Genomic DNA, 22,609 nt, shown 5'->3' with positions numbered 1-22,609 from the left:
GGCTCTAGAAGCCTCTAAAAGCCCCTTCCGGGCTCCGGAATAATACCGCCGAGCACCATTCGCGAAATTTTCCAGGTTTTTTTGAAATCAGGGGTTTACAGTTAAATGGACGCTCCGTATAGTGCGCGCCATCGACGACGCACAACGTTGCCGATACTGCCCAGATGGTGAAATTGGTAGACACGCCAGCTTCAGGTGCTGGTGACCGCAAGGTCGTGGAAGTTCGAGTCTTCTTCTGGGCACCAATTCAGAGCTTGAGATTAGTTCAATTTCAAGGCTCACACAAAAACCCGCGAAAGCGGGTTTTTGCATTCTAAGCGTTTGATTTAATTTTATTAAATCAGGGGTTTACAGATCAAACGGCGCTCCGTATAGTGCGCCACATCAACAGCGGCAACGTTGCTGATACTGCCCAGATGGTGAAATTGGTAGACACGCCAGCTTCAGGTGCTGGTGACCGCAAGGTCGTGGAAGTTCGAGTCTTCTTCTGGGCACCAATTCAAATTCAAGGTCACGATCTTGAATTTCACAGAAACCCGCGAAAGCGGGTTTTTGCGTTTCTGGCATCTGAAAACTCTAGGCACCTCCTCTCCACAGAGTTCAGCACAAGCCCATTAGCAAACCCTCACCCTCCCCCGCAAGACGCACTTGAGAAACAATATCGCTTATCATTGTTGCAAGATTTTGCAATGCGACAGTGAGGAACCCTGCGAATGATGCTTCGAAATACCCTGCGCCGCGGCCTGACCATCACCCTGCTGGGGCTGACCCTGACCTCCCCGCTCACCCAGGCCGCCGACCCGGTTTCCCTGACGCTGTACAACGGCCAGCACAAGGAAGTCGGTGACGCTGTCGCCAAAGCCTTCGAAGCCAAGACCGGCATTCACGTCAACGTACGCAAAGGCAGCAGCAACCAGCTCGCCAGCCAGATCGTCGAAGAAGGTGATCGCTCGCCGGCCGATGTGATCTACACCGAAGAATCCCCACCCCTGAACAAACTGGGCGAACAAGGCCTGCTGGCCAAGACCAACGACGCCACCCTTGCCGTTCTGCCCAAGGAATACGTTGCCAGAAATGGCACCTGGATCGGTGTCACGGCCCGGGTTCGGGTGGTTGCCTACAATCCGAAACTGATCGACGAAAAAGACCTGCCCAAATCGGTCATGGAATTCTCCGACCCGCAGTGGCAAGGCAAGCTCGGCTTCGTCCCCACCAGCGGTGCGTTCCAGGAACAAGCGGTCGCAATCATCAAGATGCACGGAATGGACGCCGCCGAAGAATGGCTGACCGGCCTGCGCGCGTTCGGCAAGACCTACAGCAACAACATGGTGGCCTTGAAGGCGGTGGAAAACGGTGAAGTCGCCACCGTACTGGTAAACAACTACTACTGGTTTGCCCTGCAACGGGAAAAAGGCCAGCTCGACTCAAAACTGCATTACTTCACCGGCGGCGATGTCGGTGGCCTGATAACCGTCTCCAGCGCAGCGGTACTCAAGTCCAGCAAACATCCGGAGCAAGCCCAGCAACTGCTGGCATTCATGGCCAGCGAAGAAGGCCAGCGCGTGATCACCCAGACCACCGCCGAGTACCCACTGCACACTGGCATGGAATCGAATCGCGGGCTCAAGCCGTTCAGCGAACTGCAAGCGCCAAAGGTCACCCCAGCCGACCTGGGTAACGCCGAAGAAGCCCTGGAGCTGGAACGTGAAGTTGGCTTGAACTGATGAGTCTGTCGCTGCCCGCCCCTGCTACCCGCGCAGGCTATGTGCCCCGGCGCAAACGACCATCGATCGGGTTGTTGCTGCCGGTTCTGCTGCTGGTCTGCCTGAGCCTGCTGCCCTTGCTGTATGTCGGCCTTAAGGCCTGGCAGGCCGGCTGGGCAGAGGCGGTGCATTTGTTATGGCGCCCCTACGTGTTTGGCCTGCTGCGCAACACGCTGCTGTTGATGATCGGCGTGACGATGGCCTGCGCCATCATCGGCCTGTCGCTGGCCTGGCTACTGGAGCGCAGCAACTTGCGCGGCCGGCGCTTGTGGGGGGTGATCCTGTGCCTGCCATTCGCGGTTCCGGCATTTGTCAGCAGCTTCACCTGGGTTTCCCTGAGCGCGAGCTTCGAAGGACTGGGCGGGGCGATCCTGGTGATGACCCTGTCCAAGTACCCGCTGGTGTTCCTGCCGGTGGCGGCCACGTTGCGCAATCTCGACCCGTCACTGGAAGAGTCGGCTCGCACCCTGGGACTGAACCGCTGGGGGGTATTTTTCAAGATCACCTTGCCGCTGCTTTGGCCATCCCTGCTGGCCGGCTCGCTGCTGATTGCCCTGCACATGCTGGTGGAGTTCGGCGCACTGTCGATCATCGGCCTGCAAACCTTCACCACGGCAATCTACCAACAGTTCGAACTGGAGTTCAGCAACGCCAACGCAGCGATGCTGTCAGCGGTACTGCTGGCGCTGTGCCTGATGTTGTTGTGGCTGGAGTTGCGGGTACGCGGCAAAGGCCGGCACGTGCGGATCGGCCAGGGCGCGGCCCGGCATGCCGAGCAAGTGCGACTGGGCGGCTGGGCTGTCGGCGGGCAGCTCTATTGCTTGTTACTGGCGGTTATCGGCAGCGGGGTCCCATTGGGCATGCTGGCGTACTGGCTGGCTGACGGCTCATCCGCAGCGTTCCCGGTGGCCGCGATCAGCGAAGCCTTGCTGTCGTCGCTGGCACTGTCCCTGGGTGGCGCAGCGCTGTGCCTGGTGCTGGCGGTGCCCTTGGGCCTGCTGGTGGTTCGCTACAAGGGTCGCCTGGCGCTGTGGGCCGAGCGCCTGCCGTATCTGCTGCATGCACTGCCTGGCCTGGTGATCGCGCTGACGCTGGTGTACTTCGCCTTGCACTATGTGCCGGCGCTGTATCAGACCTCGGGATTATTGCTGATTGCCTATGCGTTGCTGTTCCTGCCCCTGGCTCAGGCGCCGATACGCACGGCACTGAACAAGGCAGCCCCTCAGCTGGAGGAAGCGGCAAGAACCCTCGGCGCATCCTCATTGACCGCGTTCGTGCGGGTGACGCTGCCGATCATCTTTCCGGCGCTGGGCGCAGCCTTTGCCCTGGTGTTTCTGGATGCGATGAAGGAACTGACGGCGACCTTGCTGTTGAGCCCGACCGGACTCAACACCTTGGCCACAGAAGTATGGGCACACACCGCAAATGTCGAGTTTGCCGCCGCGGCGCCTTATGCGGCGTTGTTGATCCTGGTGTCAGGGCTCCCCGTATATCTACTGACGACGCGGATGTATTTGAGCCGCTAAGACCGCCATCGCGGGCAAGCGGAGCGCCGCCCGCGATGACGTCAGCCCTGACAACCCATTACGCCCTGAACTGCCCCAGGCTCGCTTTCAACTGGGCGGCCAGGCCGTCCAGCACCTTGCCGCTGACCGTGGTCTCTAGCACCGCCTGAGCCGCTTTCTCGGCCTGCGCATGAATGGTCTCGACCCGCCCCCGCACCGCTTGCGCCCCCTGGGCCTGATGAGCCGCTGCCTGAGTTGCCAGGCCGATGGCCGCATGGACCTGCTCGACGGACACTTGCACCGACTGCTGCAAACGCGCGCTGTCGCGCAATACCAGCAGCCCCTCGCTGGCCTGACGCCCCGCCTGCCCAATCGCCGCCACGGCCTCACGAGCGCCCTGCTGCAAGGCGCCAATGTGTGCCTGGATGTCGCCGGTCGAGCTTTGCGTCTTGCTGGCCAAGGCCCGCACCTCGTCCGCTACCACCGCGAATCCGCGCCCGGTTTCACCGGCACGCGCCGCTTCGATGGCGGCGTTCAGCGCCAACAGGTTGGTCTGCTCGGCAATCCCGTGGATCACCTCCAGCACCACCTCGATCTGCTCGCTCTGTTGCGCCAGCCGCTCGATGACCTTGGCCCCGGTGTCGACCTGCCCGGCCAACGCCTCGATCAGGCTGCCGACCTGCGCCGAGGTCCGGGTGTTTTCGTCCGTCGCCTGGCGGATGTCCACCACCTGCTGCAAGGCCGCCTGCATGGCCTGGCTTTCGGCCTGCGCCTCATCCGCCATTTGCGACAGTGCCCGCAGGCTCTCTGCCACTTCATCACGCTGGGAGGCCGCCGCCGCGTCCGCACCGGCATTGCGCTGCGTCATGGCGCCGATTTCAACGCCCGTGCGCTGAGCCACATCACCGGCCTCACGCACGATGGGCTGCAACTTATCCACAAAGCGGTTGACCGCCGATGCCATGTCGCCGATTTCGTCCTTGCTGCTGATCCTCACTCGCTTGGTCAGGTCCCCCTCTCCCGCCGCCAGGTCGTCCATGGCGGCAATCAACAGCTTCAAACGATTGACCACGCGCCGCCCGAGCACCACTGCCAGCAGCAGCAAGACACCACAACCGACCAGCGCCAGCGCCATGCCGATCCGCCAGCGCAAGGTCGCAGCGGCTTCTTGCACGGTACTGGTGGTATTGGCCTTCATCTCGCCGGCGGTGGCTTGCGCCGACTGCAGGCGCGAACGCATGGCCGTGGCACTGTCGGCCGCCGCCCCCTTGAGGCTGTCGCCAACCAACTGGTCGCTGCTGGCTATCAACGCCGAGAAGCGCTTGTCGAGGGCGGCCAGGTTACTTTCCACCGAAGCCGTGGAGACGCCCATCAGCACCTTGCCGATTTCCACGCCATTGGGATTGATCGAGGCTTCGACGTAGTAAACCGAAGGATCGTTTTTCGCCGCGTCCAGGACTTTGTCCAGCGCCCGCTCACCTTGGCCCTTTTCCAAAAGGGCCTTGTTGATCGGGTTTTCCCGGTTCAGATACCGCGTCAGGTGCTGGCCGGTGGCATCGTCGTAGACCACGAACAACACGCTAGGATTGCGCTGGGCACGCCGGGCAAACTCCGACAGGGTCGGAACGTCGCTGTCCCACATGGCGCGCGGCGCAACCGAGGCCAGGAGCTGAGCCATGTCATTGGCCGAATCCTTCAGGTCCTTTTCCAGGGTGGCGCGCAACTGCGCCTGCTCGTCCTCGAGCCGCGAGGACAAGCCGCTCGTCAGGCGCTGGCGAGTGCTGGTGGACAGGCTGTCGAGACTTGAGGTGACCTCACGTCCGGCCTGCTCGAGTTCGCCAGACAGCTTCTGACTATCCGCGCCCAGGCGAGCCCCCAGATCCGCCTCCAATGCCGTCACGGTGCTCCGGGTCAGCGCAACAGCCACCAGGACTTGCACCAAAAGAGCGATACCAAGGGTAACGAACACCGGCCGCAACAACCGGCTTTGTAACAGTGAGAGAACGGCCGACACTTAAAATCCCCCTGCTTGACGCCATTAATATGATGGCACGCTGAAAGCGGTGCGCTTAATGGACTTCACAGCAAAGGTCATGCCGTCCGGCAGGCAGAAACGACAAAGGGCCCTATCAAGGGCCCTTTGTTTTTTACATCAACGACTTATTAAGCGAACGGGTGACGCAAAACGATGGTTTCGTTGCGGTCCGGGCCCGTCGAAATAATGTCGATCGGTGCGCCGATCAGCTCTTCAACGCGCTTGATGTAAGCACGAGCGTTAGCTGGCAGCTCTTCCAGGGTTTTGGCACCCACGGTCGACTCGGTCCAGCCCGGCACTTCTTCGTACACAGGCTGCAGGCCCACGTAGCTGTCAGCGTCAGTCGGGGCAATGTCCTTACCTTCTGCATCTTTGTAGCCGACGCAGATGCTGATGGTTTCCAGACCGTCGAGTACGTCCAGCTTGGTCAGGCAGATGCCCGAGATGCTGTTCACATCGATAGCGCGACGCAGGATAACAGCGTCGAACCAGCCACAACGACGAGCACGGCCGGTAGTCGCGCCGAACTCGTGACCTTGTTTAGCCAGGTGCGCACCGACTTCGTCGAACAGCTCAGTCGGGAATGGACCCGAACCTACACGCGTGGTGTAAGCCTTGGTGATGCCCAGGATGTAGTCCAGGAACATAGGGCCAACACCCGAACCGGTAGCAACGCCGCCAGCGGTGGTGTTAGAGCTGGTCACGTACGGGTAGGTGCCGTGGTCGATGTCCAGCAACGAACCCTGGGCGCCTTCGAACATGATGTCTTTGCCGGCGCGACGCAGGTCGTGCAGCTCGGCAGTCACATCCAGCATCAGCGGCTTGAGCAGCTCAGCGTATTCCTTGCACTCGGCCAGGGTCTTGTCGAACTCGATGGCTGGCTCTTTGTAGTAACCCACCAGCATGAAGTTGTGGTAATCCACCAGTTCACGCAGTTTGTCTTCAAAGCGCGGCATGTTGAGCAGGTCGCCCACACGCAGGCCACGACGCGCAACCTTGTCTTCGTAGGCTGGGCCGATGCCGCGACCGGTAGTACCGATCTTCAGCTCGCCACGGGCCTTTTCACGGGCCTGGTCCAGCGCCACGTGGAAGGACAGGATCAGCGGGCAGGACGGGCTGATACGCAGGCGCTCGCGCACCGGTACGCCTTTCTCTTCCAGCTTGGTGATCTCGCGCAGCAGGGCGTCAGGTGCAACCACCACGCCGTTGCCGATCAGGCACTGCACGCCTTCGCGCAGCACGCCCGACGGGATCAGGTGCAAGACGGTTTTCTCACCGTCGATCACCAGCGTGTGGCCAGCGTTGTGGCCACCCTGGTAGCGCACTACGGCGGCAGCATGTTCGGTCAGCAGATCAACGATCTTGCCTTTGCCCTCATCACCCCATTGGGTGCCCAGGACTACGACATTCTTACCCATAACACTTGTCCTCATTCGCGCAAACTTGGTGCCGGCAACGCCGGCAGGAAAACTCAAGAGGCCAACGGCAATACTTGCCAAAGCCCGTTCTGCTGAATCAATTGCCGGTCGCAGTCCGCATCACGGGCGGCGGCCAATGGTTGCCCAGGCAAAGCCTGGACGACACGCTGACCCTCACTGCGCAACTGGCAAACCTGCTGCCAGAGTGCTGCATCCGTACTGTCAGGCATCCAGATACCGCCAGACGGTAGCTCGATTTCAGCACGCCCCAGGGTCACCAGGGTTTTCAAATCGGTAGAGAAGCCGGTTGCCGGACGGGCACGACCGAAGTCGGCGCCGATGTCGTCGTAACGACCGCCCTGGGCGATAGACTGCCCCACGCCCGGCACGAACACCGCGAACACTACACCGGTGTGGTAGTGATAACCGCGCAACTCGCCCAGGTCGAAGTACAGCGGCAGCTCCGGGAAACGCAGGGACAGACGCTCGGCAATCGCCAGCAAATCGTCCAGCGCCGCCAGCACTGGTGCCGGCGCATTGGCCAGGCGCTCGCGGGCAGCGTCCAGCACTTCGCGGCCACCACACAGGTCGACCAACGCCCGCAGCATGCCCGACAGTTCGGCAGGCAGGCCTTCGGTCAAGGTAATGACCTCATCGACGGCCTTGCGCTGCAAGGCATCGAACAACTGTTGCTCGACTTCACCGGACAAACCGGCCGCACGCGCCAGACCACGATAGATGCCAACATGACCGAGGTCCATGTGCACATCCGGTACGTCGGCCAGCTGCAGCATCGCCAGCATCAGGCTGATGACTTCAACGTCACTGCTCGGACTGGCATCGCCGTACAGCTCGGCGCCCAACTGGATCGGGCTGCGCGAGGACGACAAGGCACGCGGCTGCGCATGCAGCACGCTGCCGGCGTAGCACAGGCGGCTCGGGCCTTCATGACGCAAGGTGTGCGCATCGATGCGCGCCACTTGCGGCGTGATGTCGGCACGGAAGCCCATCTGGCGGCCCGACTGCGGGTCGATGACCTTGAAGGTGCGCAGATCCAGGTCCTGGCCCGCGCCGGTCAGCAGGGATTCCAGGTACTCGATATGGGGAGTCACGACAAACTCGTAACCCCAGCTCTGGAACAGATCCAACACCTGACGACGCGCCACTTCAATGCGCGCCGCTTCTGGTGGCAGTACTTCTTCGATGCCATCTGGCAGCAGCCAGCGGTCTACCGTTGCCATTACGCCATTCCCCTATGATCCGGGCGGCCAGCCCTCGGGCCGACCTTGAGTGAAGCAGAAAATGTCTGACCCATTCGCATAAGTCGCGCCCATGAACGACGCGGCGATCGGCCTGAATCCGGCCTCGCCAAACACTTTCCTCGAAAAACCTGTCGAGTTGTTCAACCCGATTGCACGCAATCAAACGTGCAGACGCAAAAAAGCCGGGAATTTCCCGGCTGCCGCATCATACACACGTTTTCCCAAAGGATCACCCCGCGAGAGGCTTTAGCCGCCCGGCGGGGTTCCTTCAGGATCAGTGTTGGATCAAGGTTTGGCTTTTTCCAGGTAACGGAAGAAGTCGCTGCTTGGGTCCAGAACCATGACGTCGGTTTTGTTCGCGAAGCTTTCACGGTAGGCACGCAGGCTACGGTAGAAACCGTAGAACTCCTGGTCCTGGCCGTAGGCCTTGGAGTAGATCGCAGCGGCCTGGGCATCACCATCACCGCGAACCTCTTCAGATTCACGATAGGCTTCAGCCAGCAGTACACGGCGCTGACGATCGGCATCGGCACGAATGCCTTCTGCCAGTTCGTTACCCTTGGCGCGGTGCTCGCGCGCTTCACGCTCACGCTCGGTGCTCATACGCTCGAACACGCTGCGGTTCACTTCCTTCGGCAGATCGATGGTTTTGACCCGAACATCGACCACTTCGATGCCCAGCTCTTTTTCCGCCATCTTGTTCAGCGAAGCCGTGATATCCGCCATCAGCGCATCACGCTCACCGGAAACCACCTCATGCAGGGTGCGTTTACCAAACTGGTCACGCAGGCCCGATTCCAGACGACGCGACAAGCGCTCGTCAGCAATCTGCTTGAGGCCGGAGGTCGCGGTGTAGAAGCGCTCGGCATCTTTCACGCGCCACTTGGCGTAGGCATCCACCATGACCGCTTTCTTTTCCAGCGTCAGGAAACGTTGTGTCGGCGCATCCAGCGTCATCAGGCGTGCGTCAAATTTACGCACCTGGTTAACGTAAGGCACTTTCACATGCAGGCCTGGCTGAACATCAGTCTGAACCACGCGACCGAACTGCAGCAGCACCGCACGCTCGGTCTGAGCCACGATGTAGAAGCAGTTCCAGGCAGCGATCGCCACGACGACGCCGACAATAAGGGCGATCAGCGATTTATTGCTCATCAGCGACTCTCCCTGGTACGTGCCGGTTGCTGCAGATCTGCTGCCGCACGCGTATTCGCTTCATTGCTGCTGGCTGCAGCACTGGTCGCCGGAGCGATAGTGGTGCGACCACTGTCGATCATCTTGTCCAGCGGCAAGTACAGCAGATTGCTCTGGCCGTCCTTGTTGCCGGTCACGAGAACCTTGCTGGTGTTGCTGAAGACTTCCTGCATGGTGTCCAGGTACAGACGCTGACGCGTGACTTCAGGAGCCTTGCGGTACTCGGCAACCAGTTTGGTAAAGCGATCAGCCTCACCCTTGGCGCGTGAGACCGTTTCGTCGCGGTAACCGTTGGCATCTTCAATGAGGCGCTGGGCCTGACCACGAGCTTCCGGTACAACACCGTTGGCGTAGGTTTCAGCCTGGTTGCGCGAACGCTGCTCATCTTCACGAGCGCGGATCACATCGTCGAAGGCTTCCTGGACTTCACGCGGTGCGGCTGCGCTCTGTACGTTGACCTGGGTCACGGTGATACCGGTGCGATAGGTATCCATGAAGCGTTGCAGACGCTCCTTGATCTCGCTGGCCATCAGTTCACGACCTTCGGTCAGCACCTGGTCCATCGCGGTGGAACCCACCACATGGCGCAAGGCACTTTCGGTCGCGTGCTGCAGGCTGATTTCCGGCTGATCGACGTTCAGCACGAAATCCTGCAGGTTGCTGATCTTGTACTGCACGGTCAGCGGCACTTCGACGATGTTTTCGTCTTCAGTCAGCATTTGACCCTGCTTGGTGTACGCACGCTCACGCGTGACGTTTTCCATGTACTTTTTATCGATCGGCGGGAAGTAAATGTTCAGGCCCGGGCCGACAGTCTCGTAGTACTTGCCGAAGCGCAGCACCACAGCCTGCTCCTGCTCGTCGACGACGTAGACCGCGCTGTACAGCCAGACGGCCGCCAGCACCACGAGGCCGATGCCGAGCAGGCCGTAACCGCCGCCCTTGCTCGAACCACCGCCGTCGTCACTGCGTTTTTTACCACTACCGAACAACCCGTTCAGGCTTTCCTGCAGCTTTCGGAAGGCCTCGTCGAGATCCGGTGGCCCCTTGCGGTCGCCATTATTGCGGCGCTTACCACCCCAAGGATCCTGATTATTCGAGTTGCCACCCGGCTCATTCCAAGCCATAGCGCTCTCCATCTGATAAAGCAAAGACGCACCCACGGCGCGCCGACCAATGCTACAGAATGCCTGCCACCGCGGCACAACCGCTTTTTCAGGCTTTTATTGCAAAGTGTGTTGCTCGATGAATTCCAGCGGCTGCAAACCTTCGCGACTCACCAGTCGATTGAGCTCGACCCGTGGCAAACGAACAGCCAGCAAACTGATGCCTTCTTCGTCGTGTTCTTCTTTCTGTACCGCGCCCAGTTCGAAGAACTGTGCACGCAGTCGAGCAAAACGCTGTGGCAAGCGCAAGGTGCCGACGAACAAATCATCGCCGAGCAGTTCCGCGATTGCCTGCTTGAGCAGGTCCAGACCCTGGCCATCGCGCGCCGACAACCAGACCCGTTGCGGCTTGCCATCGGCATCGCGCTGGATCTGCGGCTCTACGCCCTCGAGCAAATCGAGTTTGTTGTATACCTCCAGGATCGGCAAGTCTTGCGCACCGATCTCGCCCAGCACCACCATCACCTGTTCAACCTGCGCCATGCGCTCAGGTTCATGGGCGTCGATCACGTGCAGCAGCAAGTCCGAGTTGCTCGACTCTTCGAGCGTAGCCCGAAATGCCTCAACCAGCTTGTGCGGCAAGTGACGAATGAAACCCACGGTGTCGGCCAGCACAATCGGACCAAGGTCGTTGAGCTCAAGCCGGCGCAAAGTCGGGTCGAGGGTGGCGAACAGTTGGTCGGCGGCGAAAACGTCGGACTGGGTCACCGAGTTGAACAACGTCGATTTGCCGGCGTTGGTATAGCCAACCAGTGACACCGAGGGGATATCCGCACGCTTGCGGCCGCGACGAGCCTGCTCACGCTGGCTGCGAACCTTTTCCAGGCGGCCTTTGATCTGCCGCACGCGAACCCGCAGAAGACGCCGGTCGGTTTCCAACTGGGTTTCACCTGGGCCGCGCAGACCGATACCACCCTTCTGCCGTTCAAGGTGAGTCCAGCCGCGAACCAGCCGCGTACTCAAGTGATCAAGCTGGGCCAGTTCGACCTGGAGCTTGCCTTCATGGGTGCGGGCGCGTTGGGCGAAGATATCGAGGATCAGTCCCGTACGGTCAATCACGCGACACTCGAAAACACGTTCGAGGTTACGCTCCTGACTAGGCGTGAGGGTGTGATTGAAAATCACCAGATCGACCTGCTCGGCTTTGACTTGGTCGCGCAACTCCTCGACCTTGCCGCTGCCAATCAGGTATTTGGCGGATGGCCGATGACGCGGCACGTTAACAAACGCGACGGTCTCGGCGCCGGCCGAAATTGCCAACTCCTGAAACTCCTGCGGATCTTCGCGCGCCTCAGGGTCCTGACCATCCAAGTGAACGAGAATGGCCCGTTCACCACCACCGTGGCGCTCAAAGAACAAAGGAGACTCCTATCAGGCGTTACCTGGCTCAGCGTCACCCTGTTCGGATTCGGTTGCGCTTGGCAGACGAATTGGACGAACCGGTACCACTGTAGAGATAGCGTGCTTGTAAACCATCTGGCTGACGGTGTTTTTCAGCAGGATGACGAACTGGTCGAAGGACTCGATCGTGCCTTGCAGTTTGATCCCGTTGACCAGATAGATGGAAACCCCCACCTTCTCTTTACGCAAAGTATTCAAGTAAGGGTCTTGTAGCGAATGCCCTTTTGACATGTGCCGCACTCCTTTAAGGATTCAATAATAAAAAATAGGTAAACAGATGGCTTGAGCCGTCACACCCCCAAGGATAGACGGCAATTGCAAGGACTCAGCTCAATATGGAGGCCGTTCCCAGGTATTTCAAGGCGCGTGGCAGATTGTCGCAATCCAGGCTATCCAGCCAGTGCAGGTCAGCCCAACTGCGCAACCAGGTGAACTGGCGCTTCGCCAATTGGCGCGTGGCAATGATCCCACGCTCCTGCATCTCGGCTGACGTCAGCTTGCCATCCAGGTAATCCCAGACTTGTCGGTAGCCCACAGCGCGTATAGACGGCAACCCCGAGTGCAGGTCACTTCTTTTACGCAGGGCTACGACCTCGTCAATGAATCCCTGTTCCAACATTTGTGTGAATCTTTGTTTAATACGCTCGTGCAGTACCTGACGATTTGCCGGGGCAATCGCCAAGTTTGCAACAGTATAGGGCAATTGTGGGCGACCCGAAGCGCCTGCTTCAGTACTTTGCGCAGATTGTCGCGCACGAAGCTCGGTCATGCTCTGGCCGCTGACCCGATAAACTTCCAGCGCCCGACTGAGCCGCTGGGGATCATTGGGGTGAATGCGCGCCGCCGACACCGGGTCGATCACCGCCAATTGATCATGCAGGGCTTGCCAGCCAAGGCGTGTCGCTTCTTCTTCGATCTCTGCGCGGACCTGCGGATCAGCCGCCGGCATATCCGCCAACCCTTCGACCAGCGCCTTGTAATAGAGCATGGTGCCGCCGACCAGCAGCGGGATCTTGCCGCGCGCGGTGATTTCCGCCATGGCCTCCAGGGCATCTCGACGAAAATCAGCCGCCGAATAGGCCTCCACCGGATCCAAAATATCGATCAGGCGATGGGGAAATTCGGCCAACAGTTCTTTCGAAGGCTTGGCAGTGCCGATGTCCATGCCGCGATACACCAGCGCCGAATCGACACTGATCAGCTCGCACGGCAGGACCTTGGTCAGCTCGATGGCCAGATCGGTCTTGCCCGCAGCGGTCGGGCCCATCAGGAAAATCGCTGGAGGAAGCTGGTTCATCAACGACCGCGCAAGAACAGTTTGTCCAGATCGTCCAGGCCCAATTGGGTCCAGGTCGGTCGGCCATGGTTGCATTGACCGCTGCGCTCGGTGTTTTCCATGTCCCGCAGCAGGCCGTTCATTTCCGGCAAAGCCAGGCGCCGATTGGCGCGAATGGCGCCATGGCAGGCCATGGTGCCCAACAATTCGTTCAGATGAGCCTGAATCCGATCGCTGGTGCCATATTCCATCAGGTCCGCCAGTACATCCTGAACCAGGCGATTGGCCTCGGCCTGCTTGAGCAAGGCCGGAATCTGGCGAATCGCCAGGGTTTCCGGGCCCAGGCGCTGCAACTCGAAGCCCAGGCGCTGGAACCAGCTGCCATGCTCTTCGGCGCAGTCGGCCTCACGCTGACTGACGGCAAGCGATTCCGGCACCAGCAACGGCTGACCGCTCAGACCTTCGCTGGCCATCGCCACCTTCAGGCGTTCGTACATGATGCGCTCATGGGCGGCATGCATGTCCACCAGCACCAGCCCTTGGGCGTTCTCCGACAGAATGTAGATACCCTTGAGCTGCGCCAGGGCATAGCCCAACGGTGGGACATCACCCTGACCGTCCGGCAGCGCCGTCGCATTGGCTTCGGGCAAGGGTGCAAAGAATTCGCGATAGGCGGCCTGGGCTTCAGCCACCGGCACACCCGGTGATTGCGCACGTGGCGAGTACTGGTACTGATAACCGGCACCCGCGCCCGATCCTGGCGCATTGAACGTCGGCGCGCCCTGCGGCTGCTCTAGCAGCGCATTGGCGGCCAGGCGCATTTCGCCTTGCGGGCCGAACTCCCCCGCCTCGATACCGGTCGGGCGGACCATGGTGGTCACTGCCGCCGGCGCGGCCAACTGGTCTTCCGGGCGCACATCACCCAAGGCGCGGTGCAAGGTCCCGTAGAGGAAATCGTGAACCATACGCCCGTCGCGAAAGCGCACTTCGTGCTTGGTCGGGTGCACGTTCACGTCGACCGCAGCCGGGTCAACTTCAAAAAACAGCGCAAAAGTCGGGTGACGCCCGTTGAACAGCACGTCGCGATAAGCCTGGCGCACCGCGTGGGCCACCAGTTTGTCGCGCACGGCACGACCGTTAACGAAGAAGTACTGGAGATCTGCCTGGCTGCGGTTGAACGTCGGCAGCCCGACCCAGCCCCACAGATGCAGGCCATTACGCTCGATTTCGATTGGCAACGCCTGCTCAAGGAAACCTGAGCCGCAGATCGCTGCCACACGTCGTGCACGCGCTGCGTCATCATGGGCTTCGTGCAGGCTGAGAATGGTCTTGCCGTTGTGGCGCAGGTGAAAGGCCACATCAAAACGCGCCAACGCCAGGCGCTTGATCACTTCTTGCAGGTGATCGAATTCGGTTTTTTCGGTCTTGAGAAACTTGCGGCGCGCCGGGGTATTGAAAAACAGGTCGCGCACTTCCACCGACGTACCCACCGGGTGCGCCGCCGGCTGTACCCGGGGCGCCATGTCGCGGCCTTCGGTTTCAACCTGCCAGGCCTGATCGGCGTCACGGGTGCGGGAAGTCAGGGTCAGGCGCGCCACGGAACTGATGGAAGCCAGGGCCTCACCACGAAACCCCAGGCTCATGACCTGCTCGAGGTCTTCCAGGTTGCGGATCTTGCTGGTGGCGTGACGGGCCAGGGCCAGGGGCAAGTCATCGGCCGGGATGCCACTGCCATCGTCGCGAACCCGGAGCAACTTGACGCCGCCCTGCTCGACATCGACGTCGATGCGCCGGGCGCCGGAGTCGAGGCTGTTTTCCAGCAACTCCTTGATCACCGACGCCGGGCGCTCAACCACTTCACCGGCGGCAATCTGGTTCGCCAGGCGCGGGCTGAGCAGCTCGATACGCGCCGAGTTGTTCACGATGTCGTTCATTCCTTGGCCGCCAGGTCGGTACCCGGAATATTCAGGTGCTGGCCGATTTTCAGCTCATCGGTCTTCAGCCCGTTGGCACTGCGCAGCGACGCTGCCGATACCTGGTAGCGCACCGAAATCATGGCCAGGGTTTCACCCGGGCGCACGGTATGATCGCGAGGCCCTTGGGCGATCTTGCCGGAATCACGCAGCCAGGCAATGTAGGTGCCCGGTGGCGGGTTTTGCTGGAAGAACTGCCGCACGCCGCTGCTGATGGAGCGCGCCAGCGCTTGCTGGTGGCTCGCCGCAGCCAGTTTCGAGGCCTCGTTGGCGTTGGAGATGAACCCGGTTTCCACCAGGATCGATGGAATGTCCGGCGATTTCAGCACCATGAACCCGGCTTGCTCGACGCGCTGCTTGTGCAACGGCGTGACCCGGCCAATATTGCTCAGGACCTTTTGCCCGACGTTCAGGCTGGAGGTCAGCGAAGCGGTCATCGACAGATCGAGCAATACACCGGCGAGCATGCGGTCCTTGTCATCGAGGCTGACGTTGCCGGCACCACCGATCAGATCGGAACGGTTTTCGCTGTCGGCCAGCCACCGCGCGGTCTCGGAGGTAGCGCCACGATCGGACAGTGCAAACACCGAGGCACCAAAGGCCGCCTTCGAAGGCGCGGCATCGGCGTGAATGGAGACAAACAAGTCGGCGCCCTTCTTGCGGGCGATCTCAGTCCGGCCGCGCAGCGGGATGAAGTAGTCACCGGTCCGGGTCAGTTCGGCACGGAAGCCTTTCATGCCGTTGACCTGGCGCTGCAACTCGCGCGCGATCGCCAGCACCACGTCTTTCTCGCGCTGGCCACGGGACCCGGAGGCCCCCGGGTCTTCGCCGCCGTGACCGGCATCGATGACCACGATAATGTCGCGTTTGCCCGCCGGGGCCGGCGGCAGCTTGATCGCCGGCTCAGTCGGAGTCACCGGCACCGCAGGGGCAGTGGCAACGCGCGGGGCAGGCGTCGACACTGGCGCAGGCGCGGCATCGGACGGGTTATCGAAGAGATCGACCACCAGTCGGTTGCCGTACTGCGCGTTCGGCGGGAGCACGAAGCTCTTCGGGGTCACGGCCTTTTTCAGGTCGATGACCACCCGCAGGTCGGTCGGCGTGCGCTGCGCCGAACGCATGGCGGTGATCGGCGTATTGGCGGTGGCGACGTTCAGCGGCGCACCCAGCGTTGCGCCATTGATGTCGATCACCAGGCGATCAGGGGCCGTCAGGGTAAAGACGCTGTGCTGAACCGTGCCAGACAGGTCGAACACCAGTCGCGTGTTGTCCGGCGCCCGCCACAGGCGAACGCTGTTCACCTTTGTCGCAGCCACGGCGTCGACGGCCAGTGCCGTAAGCAGCATTCCTACGACAGCAACCAACGCGCGAAAGCGCATACCTAACCCCATCATCTATTTGAATTCCAATGCCAAAGCGGCACACCACGACTCGCCACGCGCGCCTTGGGGCAATAATCTCAGCGAACGTCCGCTGCCATGCGGGCTAATGGTAATGGTCAGGTCAGGCTTTGGCAAAAAGCCTGCACCCTTGCAGGGCCATTCGATCAGGCACAGCGCATCGTCTTCGAGGTAGTCGCGGATGCCCAGGTACTCCAGCTCTTCAGGGTCGACCAATCGATACAGGTCGAAGTGGAAGGCGCGAACATCGCCAATCTCATAAGGCTCAACCAGGGTGAACGTCGGGCTTTTCACCGAGCCAGCATGCCCCAACCCCCGGATAATGCCCCGCGACAAGGTGGTTTTACCTGCCCCCAGGTCCCCCTCCAGAAAAAGGATGCCGTGCCCTCGGGTCACTTCAGCGAGACGGGTGCCCAGCGCGACCATCGCGTCTTCATTGGCCAGGTACAGGGTTACTTCAGACACGGTGCTTGCTCCTCCAGCAACTGACGAATGGTGGGAATTAAATCACTGGCCGCCAGCCCCCGGCCCATTTTGCCTTGTTCCTCACCCGCGACGGCATGCAGCCAGACGGCCAGCGCGGCCGCTTCGAAGGCGTCCATTCCCTGGGCCAGCAATGCACCCACCACGCCAGCCAATACATCACCCAAGCCGGCACTGGCCATGGCCGGATGCCCGCGATCACAGCGAAACACTCGACCATCGGGACTGGCGATCAGACTGCCCACGCCTTTCAAAACCACGACTGCCTTGAATTGCGTGCTCAGCGCGCGCGCCACGGTAAGGCGATCCGCCTGAACCTCAGCTGTCGAAATCCCCAAAAGACGCGCAGCTTCCCCTGGATGCGGAGTGATCACGCAATCCTTGGGCAGGCTCACGCCCCCCAGCGCCAACAGGTTCAGTGCGTCGGCATCCCAGACTTGGGGCAACGGCGAATTGGCCGCCGCCGACAGCAAACTGCGACCCCAGGCGTTCTGCCCCAGCCCCGGACCAACCACCAGCACCGAAGCCTGGCCCAACAGCCCCATCAACTGGTTGGCCGATGAAGCCCCCACGGCCATGACCTCGGGCAAGCGAGCCAACGCCGCCGGCACATGTTCGCTGCGGGTGGCGACCGAGACCAGCCCGGCACCGCTGCGCAAGGCGCTTTGGGCGCTGAGCAGGATCGCACCGCCCAACCCCCGGTCACCGCCAATCAATAGCACGTGACCGAACCGGCCTTTATGGGCGCTCGGCGAACGTGCCAAGAGCGTCGTTAAACAGGCTGGATCCAGTGACTGAACGTCGGGTAAATCGTGTTTTGTCTGCGGCATGCGTCTTCGGGCTCCGATGTCTGGCAGAATTATACGCACCTCAGCTCCGGTTTCTCTTGTCTCATGCCTGCAATTACCACAGACCTGCCCGCTCTCGCCCAATCGATCAAGGACTGGGGCCGCGAGCTGGGCTTTCAACAAGTCGGCATTAGCGGCCTGGACCTGGCTGAGCATGAGCAGCACCTGGCGCGCTGGCTCGAAGCGGGCTACCACGGTGAAATGGACTACATGGGCGCCCACGGCAGCAAGCGCTCACACCCCGACGAACTGGTGCCCGGCACCTTGCGCGTGGTGTCGCTGCGCATGGACTACCTGCCGGGTGACACCCGGATGGCCCAGATGCTGGCCCAACCGGAAAAAGCCTACATCTCGCGCTACGCCCTGGGCCGCGACTACCACAAGCTGATCCGCAAGCGCGTGCAGCAACTGGCGGAGAAGATTCAGCAAGTCATCGGTCCGTTCGGCTACCGTGCGTTCGTCGACAGCGCCCCGGTCCTGGAAAAAGCCATCGCCGAGCAGGCAGGCCTTGGCTGGATCGGCAAAAATACCCTGGTGCTGAACCGCAAGGCCGGCAGTTACTTTTTTCTGAGCGAACTGTTCGTCGACCTGCCCTTGCCCGTGGACCCGCCCCACAGCACCGAACATTGCGGGCGCTGCACGGCGTGCCTGGACATCTGCCCTACCAACGCGTTCGTCGGCCCCTATGTACTGGATGCCCGGCGCTGCATTTCCTACCTGACCATCGAATTCAAAGGTTCCATCCCCGAGGACCTGCGACCGTTGATCGGCAATCGGGTGTTCGGCTGTGATGATTGCCAGATCGTCTGCCCGTGGAACCGCTTCGCTCGCCCCTCCGGCGAGAGCGACTTCAAACCCCGCCACAACCTGGACAATGCCGAACTGGCCGAACTGTTCATGTGGGACGAAGACAAGTTCCTGAGCAGCACCGAAGGCTCCCCCCTGCGTCGCGCCGGTTATGAACGCTGGCTGCGCAACCTGGCGGTGGGCCTGGGCAACGCGCCATCGAGCATTGTGGTGCTGGAAGCCTTGAAAGCGCGGGCCGAGCATCCGTCAGAGCTGGTTCGCGAACACGTGGCCTGGGCACTCAGGCAACATGCCAGTCGTTAATGCTCGTCGTTATAGACGAACTTGGGCATTTCCCAATGAAAGCGGATCGCCAACAGTCGCAGCAGGACACCGCCGAACAAGGTGATCAGGATCGCCTGCTCCCCAGGTAATTGCAGGTACAGGCAAAACATGTAGCACCAGGCGGCCGCGAACGAGACGCTGGCGTAGAGCTCGCGGCGGAAGATCAGCGGAATGTCGTTGCAGAAGATATCGCGCAGGATGCCGCCGAACACCCCGGTGATAACGCCGCTGACGGACGCCACCAACATACCGTGGCCCATTTCCAGCGCTGTCATGCAACCGATCAGGGTAAAGGCCACCAGCCCCACCGCATCGAGCACCAGGAACATTGAACGCAGATGACGCATCCAGCGTGCCGCGAACACTGTGAACATCGCCGCGACTGACGTCAGCACCAGATATTCCGGGTGCTTGACCCATGTCAGCGGGTAATGCCCGAGCAGCACATCACGCACCGACCCGCCACCCAGCGCCGTGACACAGGCGATCAACACCACACCAAACCAGTCCATGCCACGACGACCGGCAGACAACGCGCCGGTCATGGCTTCAGCAGTAATGGCAATCAGGTAGAGCATCAGCAACATGGCGGCGGTCCTTGCAAGAAGGCGCGCAGTCTACTCAGATCGTCGAGGTACCAAAAGAGGGCGAAGGGCGAATGCAAAACTGTGGCGATGGCGCAAGCTCGCGCTGGAGTGCGAAGCGCACCCAACCCCGATTGCCTGATAGACCATAGCAGCCGGGTTTACGGCTGCTACGCCCGAACGCGGACCGGCCGGCGGGAGCAAGCTCCCTCGCCACAAAAAGCTCCTCCGCCCACAGATACCCCTTTACGCCGCATCAAGCCTTGATGAAGTGCTGGCGGTAATGCTGCAACTCGGCGATCGACTCGCGGATGTCGTCCAGCGCCAGGTGGGTGCTACCCTTCTTGAAGCTGTCACGTACCTCTGGCGCCCAGCGTGCGGCCAGCTCCTTGAGGGTCGAGACGTCCAGGTTGCGGTAGTGGAAGTAGCTTTCCAGGGACTTCATGTGGGTATAGAGGAAGCGACGGTCCTGGCAAATGCTGTTGCCGCAGATCGGCGACTTGCCCTTGGGTACCCATAGCTCCAGGAACGCCAGGGTCTGGGCTTCGGCTTCGGCCATACTGATACGGCTGTCGCGCACCCGCTGGGTCAGGCCGGAACCGCCGTGTTGACGGGTGTTCCACTCGTCCATGCCGGCCAGGATCTCGTCGCTGTGGTGAATGGCAATCACCGGGCCTTCGGCCAGGGTATTGAGATTGCTGTCAGTGACAATGGTGGCCATTTCAATGATGACGTCGGTGTCCGGGTTCAGACCGGTCATTTCCAGGTCGATCCAGATCAGATTCTGTGGGTTTTGCATGTGTCGGCTCCTAAGCAGTGTTGCGCAGTTTAGCCTAGGCACGTACGCGGGCGTGCTAAACTCGCGGCCGTTTTACCTAATCGCTGCATTATCAACACGGAACACCCATGGCCAAACGCCAACTCAATCGTCGTCAAAACTGGCGCATCGAAAAGATTCAAGGCGAGCGCGCTGCCCGCGCCGCCAAACGCGAATCCTCCGCCGTACAAGCGCTGGAAGGTGGTGACCTGGGCCCTGAGCAGACGGGCCTGGTAATCGCCCACTTCGGCGTACAGGTCGAGGTCGAGGCCTGCGAGGGCGAACTGGCCGGCCAGGTGTTCCGCTGCCACTTGCGCGCCAACCTGCCTGCGCTGGTGACCGGCGACCAGGTGGTCTGGCGTGCCGGCAACCAGGGCATTGGGGTGATCGTCGCGCAACTGCCGCGCAACACCGAACTGTGTCGCCCGGACAGCCGTGGCCAACTGAAGCCGGTAGCGGCCAACGTCGACATGATCGTGATCGTCTTCGCGCCACTGCCCGAGCCGCACGCAAACCTGATTGACCGCTACCTGGTGGCCGCCGAACACGCCGGCATTCGCCCATTGCTGTTGCTCAACAAGTTCGACCTGATCGACGAGCAGAACGCCCCGGCGCTCAATGCGCTGCTGGCGGTCTATCGCACACTGGGCTACCCCGTGCTGGAAGTCTCGGCGCACCATGGCAATGGTATGGAAACCCTGCAGAAGCAGCTGGACGGGCGCATCAGCGTTTTCGTCGGCCAGTCTGGTGTCGGCAAGTCGTCGCTGGTCAACAGCCTGCTGCCGGAAGTCGATACCCGTGTCGGCCCGCTGTCCGAACTGTCCGGCCAGGGCACTCACACCACCACCACCGCACGGTTGTTCCACTTCCCCGGTGGCGGTGAGCTGATCGACTCCCCGGGCATCCGTGAGTTTGGCTTGGGCCACGTCAGCCGTGCCGACGTCGAAGCCGGTTTCATCGAGTTCAACGACTTGATCGGCACCTGCCGCTTCCGCGACTGCAAGCACGACCGTGAACCGGGTTGCGCCCTGCTCAAGGCACTGGAAGACGGCCGCGTGCAGCAGCAGCGCATGAACAGCTACCGCTCGATCATCGCCAGCCTGCCCGAAACCAGCTATTAAACAGACCGTCCACGCCCCTGCCACCCGGCAAGGGCGCGGACTGCTCTGCCCGCCTTGCACCCAGAGCCAGGCGTATTAACTCAACACCCCCCTTACAAGAAAACCAACGCGAACTGCTGTCTTACCGAACGCAGGTCCGGATCCGGCGCGGTTTTTAAGGCAAACGCCGCCCATGAAAAAGCCGACATCGCTGTCGGCTTTTTCATTGATCACTGCTTGGGGGCTTCAGTTGGCTTCGGCAGCGGGTCGTCAAACAGGTTCAAACGCTCCCGCAACTCATGGGCCGGCAGCGGTTGCTTGTCCGCCGGCAACGCGTTTGGGTCGACCGGCGTGGCAGGTACTTCCCCTGGTGCGCCCTGTCCAGAAGTCGGCGCCGGCTCGGCGCCTTGCTCACCTTCGATGGCGCGCTGGGCCTTCTTGGTCAGCACCACGATGTCGATACGCCGGTTGACCGGGTTGAACGGGTTCTTGCGGTCAAACAGAGCCGAGGAGGCATACCCCACCACTCGCGCCACTTGCTGCTCGGGATAGCTACCGGCCACCAAGGCACGGCGTGCAGCGTTGGCACGGTTGGCCGACAGCTCCCAGTTGCCGAAATCACCGGCGCCCGCATATGGCTTGGCATCGGTATGGCCACTGATGCTGATCTTGTTCGGCACCGCTTTGATGGTGTCAGCCATGGCCAGCAGAATGTCTTCGAAGTACGGCTTCAGGCGCGCACTGCCGGAGTCGAACATCGGCCGGTTTTCCGAATCGATGATCTGGATCCGCAAACCGTCCGGGGTGATTTCAAACAGGATCTGGTCCTTGAACTTCTGCAGTTGCGGGTTCTCTTCGACCTTGTTCTGCAACTCTTGCAGCAACAACTCGAGCCGCTCGTGCTCGACCTGCTCGGCCATGCCTTCAACCTGCTCGGTATCGATGGTCACCTTGTCCGGCTGCGGCTGGGACTTGACCTCCGGGCTGAGGGTCTTGTCCGGTGCCAGCTCCGGCGAGCCCCCCAGATCGATAATGTAAGGCGTGCCGCTTTCCGAGAAGCCGATCGGGTCCTTGAAGTAACCGGCAATGGCGATCTTCTGCTCGGGCGTGGCCGTGGATAACAGCCACAGCACCAGGAAGAACGCCATCATCGCCGTCGCGAAGTCAGCGAAGGCGATTTTCCAGGCGCCCCCGTGATGCCCGCCAGCAATGCGCTTGACGCGCTTGATGATTATCGGCTGATTATTTTCCAT

At 61.1% G+C, this 22,609-nt stretch carries 19 protein-coding genes and 2 tRNA genes; 6 read left to right on the top strand and 15 right to left on the bottom strand.

The window, feature by feature from the left end:
- The first annotated feature begins 158 nt into the window (after positions 1 to 158).
- The 4 genes from CKW29_RS08335 (at position 159) to CKW29_RS08320 (ending at position 3,289) form a co-directional block, all read left to right on the top strand.
- Positions 159 to 245: transfer RNA gene (locus tag CKW29_RS08335), tRNA-Leu, on the top strand.
- A gap of 165 nt (positions 246 to 410) precedes the next feature.
- Positions 411 to 497 (top strand) — tRNA-Leu (locus CKW29_RS08330).
- Between the two features lie 216 nt (positions 498 to 713).
- On the top strand, positions 714 to 1,724 hold the full coding sequence (locus CKW29_RS08325; RefSeq protein WP_095144747.1) for an extracellular solute-binding protein: 1,011 nt from the start codon (positions 714 to 716) through the stop codon (positions 1,722 to 1,724).
- A complete protein-coding gene (locus tag CKW29_RS08320) occupies positions 1,724 to 3,289 on the top strand; it encodes an iron ABC transporter permease (protein ID WP_095144746.1) in 1,566 nt (521 codons plus the stop codon). Before CKW29_RS08325 ends, CKW29_RS08320 begins: the two co-directional genes overlap by 1 nt.
- Before the next feature lie 58 nt (positions 3,290 to 3,347).
- On the opposite strand, the gene CKW29_RS08315 is transcribed toward CKW29_RS08320, so the two are convergent.
- The 12 genes from CKW29_RS08315 to CKW29_RS08260 form a co-directional block, all read right to left on the bottom strand.
- Positions 3,348 to 5,282, bottom strand: coding sequence for a methyl-accepting chemotaxis protein (locus CKW29_RS08315; protein WP_095148272.1), 1,935 nt, complete (start codon positions 5,280 to 5,282; stop codon positions 3,348 to 3,350).
- Between the two features lie 149 nt (positions 5,283 to 5,431).
- Positions 5,432 to 6,721 carry an adenylosuccinate synthase gene (locus tag CKW29_RS08310; protein WP_095144744.1) on the bottom strand — a complete coding sequence of 430 codons (1,290 nt, stop codon included), beginning with the start codon at positions 6,719 to 6,721 and terminating at the stop codon, positions 5,432 to 5,434.
- A 53-nt stretch (positions 6,722 to 6,774) separates the two neighbouring features.
- Positions 6,775 to 7,962, bottom strand: coding sequence for an ATP phosphoribosyltransferase regulatory subunit (locus tag CKW29_RS08305; protein WP_095144743.1), 1,188 nt, complete (start codon positions 7,960 to 7,962; stop codon positions 6,775 to 6,777).
- Positions 7,963 to 8,268: 306 nt separating this feature from the next.
- Positions 8,269 to 9,138 (bottom strand): protease modulator HflC, encoded by an 870-nt coding sequence (gene hflC, locus CKW29_RS08300; protein ID WP_095144742.1) that lies wholly within the window; start codon positions 9,136 to 9,138, stop codon positions 8,269 to 8,271.
- On the bottom strand, positions 9,138 to 10,304 hold the full coding sequence (gene hflK, locus CKW29_RS08295; protein WP_095144741.1) for an FtsH protease activity modulator HflK: 1,167 nt from the start codon (positions 10,302 to 10,304) through the stop codon (positions 9,138 to 9,140). Before hflK ends, hflC begins: the two co-directional genes overlap by 1 nt.
- A 96-nt stretch (positions 10,305 to 10,400) precedes the next feature.
- On the bottom strand, positions 10,401 to 11,702 hold the full coding sequence (gene hflX, locus CKW29_RS08290; RefSeq protein WP_095144740.1) for a ribosome rescue GTPase HflX: 1,302 nt from the start codon (positions 11,700 to 11,702) through the stop codon (positions 10,401 to 10,403).
- Between the two features lie 12 nt (positions 11,703 to 11,714).
- Positions 11,715 to 11,975, bottom strand: coding sequence for an RNA chaperone Hfq (gene hfq / locus CKW29_RS08285; RefSeq protein ID WP_010221594.1), 261 nt, complete (start codon positions 11,973 to 11,975; stop codon positions 11,715 to 11,717).
- A gap of 94 nt (positions 11,976 to 12,069) precedes the next feature.
- Positions 12,070 to 13,041, bottom strand: a complete 972-nt coding sequence (gene miaA, locus CKW29_RS08280) for a tRNA (adenosine(37)-N6)-dimethylallyltransferase MiaA (RefSeq protein ID WP_095144739.1) — start codon at positions 13,039 to 13,041, stop codon at positions 12,070 to 12,072.
- Complete coding sequence (gene mutL, locus CKW29_RS08275) at positions 13,041 to 14,954, bottom strand: DNA mismatch repair endonuclease MutL (RefSeq protein ID WP_095144738.1); 1,914 nt, start codon at positions 14,952 to 14,954, stop codon at positions 13,041 to 13,043. The genes miaA and mutL overlap by 1 nt, the downstream gene beginning before the upstream one ends.
- The gene (locus CKW29_RS08270) at positions 14,951 to 16,384 is read right to left on the bottom strand and encodes an N-acetylmuramoyl-L-alanine amidase (RefSeq protein WP_218192032.1); all 1,434 of its coding nucleotides are present in this window, start codon (positions 16,382 to 16,384) and stop codon (positions 14,951 to 14,953) included. The genes mutL and CKW29_RS08270 overlap by 4 nt, the downstream gene beginning before the upstream one ends.
- Before the next feature lie 3 nt (positions 16,385 to 16,387).
- Complete coding sequence (gene tsaE, locus CKW29_RS08265; protein WP_095078141.1) at positions 16,388 to 16,858, bottom strand: tRNA (adenosine(37)-N6)-threonylcarbamoyltransferase complex ATPase subunit type 1 TsaE; 471 nt, start codon at positions 16,856 to 16,858, stop codon at positions 16,388 to 16,390.
- Entirely contained in the window at positions 16,846 to 17,706 is an 861-nt protein-coding gene (locus tag CKW29_RS08260; RefSeq protein ID WP_095144736.1) for an NAD(P)H-hydrate dehydratase, read from the bottom strand. Before CKW29_RS08260 ends, tsaE begins: the two co-directional genes overlap by 13 nt.
- 63 nt (positions 17,707 to 17,769) lie before the next feature.
- On the opposite strand from CKW29_RS08260, the gene queG reads away from it, so the two are divergent.
- Entirely contained in the window at positions 17,770 to 18,834 is a 1,065-nt protein-coding gene (gene queG, locus CKW29_RS08255) for a tRNA epoxyqueuosine(34) reductase QueG (protein WP_095144735.1), read from the top strand.
- On the opposite strand, the gene CKW29_RS08250 is transcribed toward queG, so the two are convergent.
- Entirely contained in the window at positions 18,831 to 19,442 is a 612-nt protein-coding gene (locus CKW29_RS08250; protein WP_095144734.1) for a trimeric intracellular cation channel family protein, read from the bottom strand. The two genes, queG and CKW29_RS08250, sit on opposite strands and share 4 nt — an antisense overlap.
- Before the next feature lie 253 nt (positions 19,443 to 19,695).
- A complete protein-coding gene (gene orn / locus CKW29_RS08245) occupies positions 19,696 to 20,238 on the bottom strand; it encodes an oligoribonuclease (protein ID WP_095144733.1) in 543 nt (180 codons plus the stop codon).
- Positions 20,239 to 20,345: 107 nt separating this feature from the next.
- On the opposite strand from orn, the gene rsgA reads away from it, so the two are divergent.
- A complete protein-coding gene (gene rsgA / locus CKW29_RS08240; RefSeq protein WP_095144732.1) occupies positions 20,346 to 21,377 on the top strand; it encodes a small ribosomal subunit biogenesis GTPase RsgA in 1,032 nt (343 codons plus the stop codon).
- A 209-nt stretch (positions 21,378 to 21,586) separates the two neighbouring features.
- Here the strand turns inward: rsgA and motB are convergent, their stop codons facing one another.
- Positions 21,587 to 22,609 (bottom strand): flagellar motor protein MotB, encoded by a 1,023-nt coding sequence (motB, locus tag CKW29_RS08235; protein WP_095144731.1) that lies wholly within the window; start codon positions 22,607 to 22,609, stop codon positions 21,587 to 21,589.

Source organism: Pseudomonas sp. Irchel s3a18 (genome assembly GCF_900187535.1).
In the GTDB taxonomy this organism is placed as follows: domain Bacteria; phylum Pseudomonadota; class Gammaproteobacteria; order Pseudomonadales; family Pseudomonadaceae; genus Aquipseudomonas.
The sequence above is the reverse complement of the archived record's forward strand: the minus strand, read 5'-3'. Positions and strand labels throughout refer to the sequence as shown.

What these genes read in the sequence shown, in the direction of transcription:
- CKW29_RS08305 (WP_095144743.1), bottom strand. Translation starts at nt 7,962, where the DNA reads ATGGCAACGGTAGACCGCTGGCTGCTGCCAGATGGCATCGAAGAAGTA.
- hflK (WP_095144741.1), bottom strand. Translation starts at nt 10,304, where the DNA reads ATGGCTTGGAATGAGCCGGGTGGCAACTCGAATAATCAGGATCCTTGG.
- CKW29_RS08260 (WP_095144736.1), bottom strand. Translation starts at nt 17,706, where the DNA reads ATGCCGCAGACAAAACACGATTTACCCGACGTTCAGTCACTGGATCCA.
- hflC (WP_095144742.1), bottom strand. Translation starts at nt 9,138, where the DNA reads ATGAGCAATAAATCGCTGATCGCCCTTATTGTCGGCGTCGTCGTGGCG.
- rsgA (WP_095144732.1), top strand. Translation starts at nt 20,346, where the DNA reads ATGGCCAAACGCCAACTCAATCGTCGTCAAAACTGGCGCATCGAAAAG.
- CKW29_RS08310 (WP_095144744.1), bottom strand. Translation starts at nt 6,721, where the DNA reads ATGGGTAAGAATGTCGTAGTCCTGGGCACCCAATGGGGTGATGAGGGC.
- CKW29_RS08250 (WP_095144734.1), bottom strand. Translation starts at nt 19,442, where the DNA reads ATGTTGCTGATGCTCTACCTGATTGCCATTACTGCTGAAGCCATGACC.
- CKW29_RS08325 (WP_095144747.1), top strand. Translation starts at nt 714, where the DNA reads ATGATGCTTCGAAATACCCTGCGCCGCGGCCTGACCATCACCCTGCTG.
- CKW29_RS08270 (WP_218192032.1), bottom strand. Translation starts at nt 16,384, where the DNA reads ATGGGGTTAGGTATGCGCTTTCGCGCGTTGGTTGCTGTCGTAGGAATG.
- hfq (WP_010221594.1), bottom strand. Translation starts at nt 11,975, where the DNA reads ATGTCAAAAGGGCATTCGCTACAAGACCCTTACTTGAATACTTTGCGT.
- motB (WP_095144731.1), bottom strand. Translation starts at nt 22,609, where the DNA reads ATGGAAAATAATCAGCCGATAATCATCAAGCGCGTCAAGCGCATTGCT.
- miaA (WP_095144739.1), bottom strand. Translation starts at nt 13,041, where the DNA reads ATGAACCAGCTTCCTCCAGCGATTTTCCTGATGGGCCCGACCGCTGCG.
- queG (WP_095144735.1), top strand. Translation starts at nt 17,770, where the DNA reads ATGCCTGCAATTACCACAGACCTGCCCGCTCTCGCCCAATCGATCAAG.
- CKW29_RS08320 (WP_095144746.1), top strand. Translation starts at nt 1,724, where the DNA reads ATGAGTCTGTCGCTGCCCGCCCCTGCTACCCGCGCAGGCTATGTGCCC.
- orn (WP_095144733.1), bottom strand. Translation starts at nt 20,238, where the DNA reads ATGCAAAACCCACAGAATCTGATCTGGATCGACCTGGAAATGACCGGT.
- mutL (WP_095144738.1), bottom strand. Translation starts at nt 14,954, where the DNA reads ATGAACGACATCGTGAACAACTCGGCGCGTATCGAGCTGCTCAGCCCG.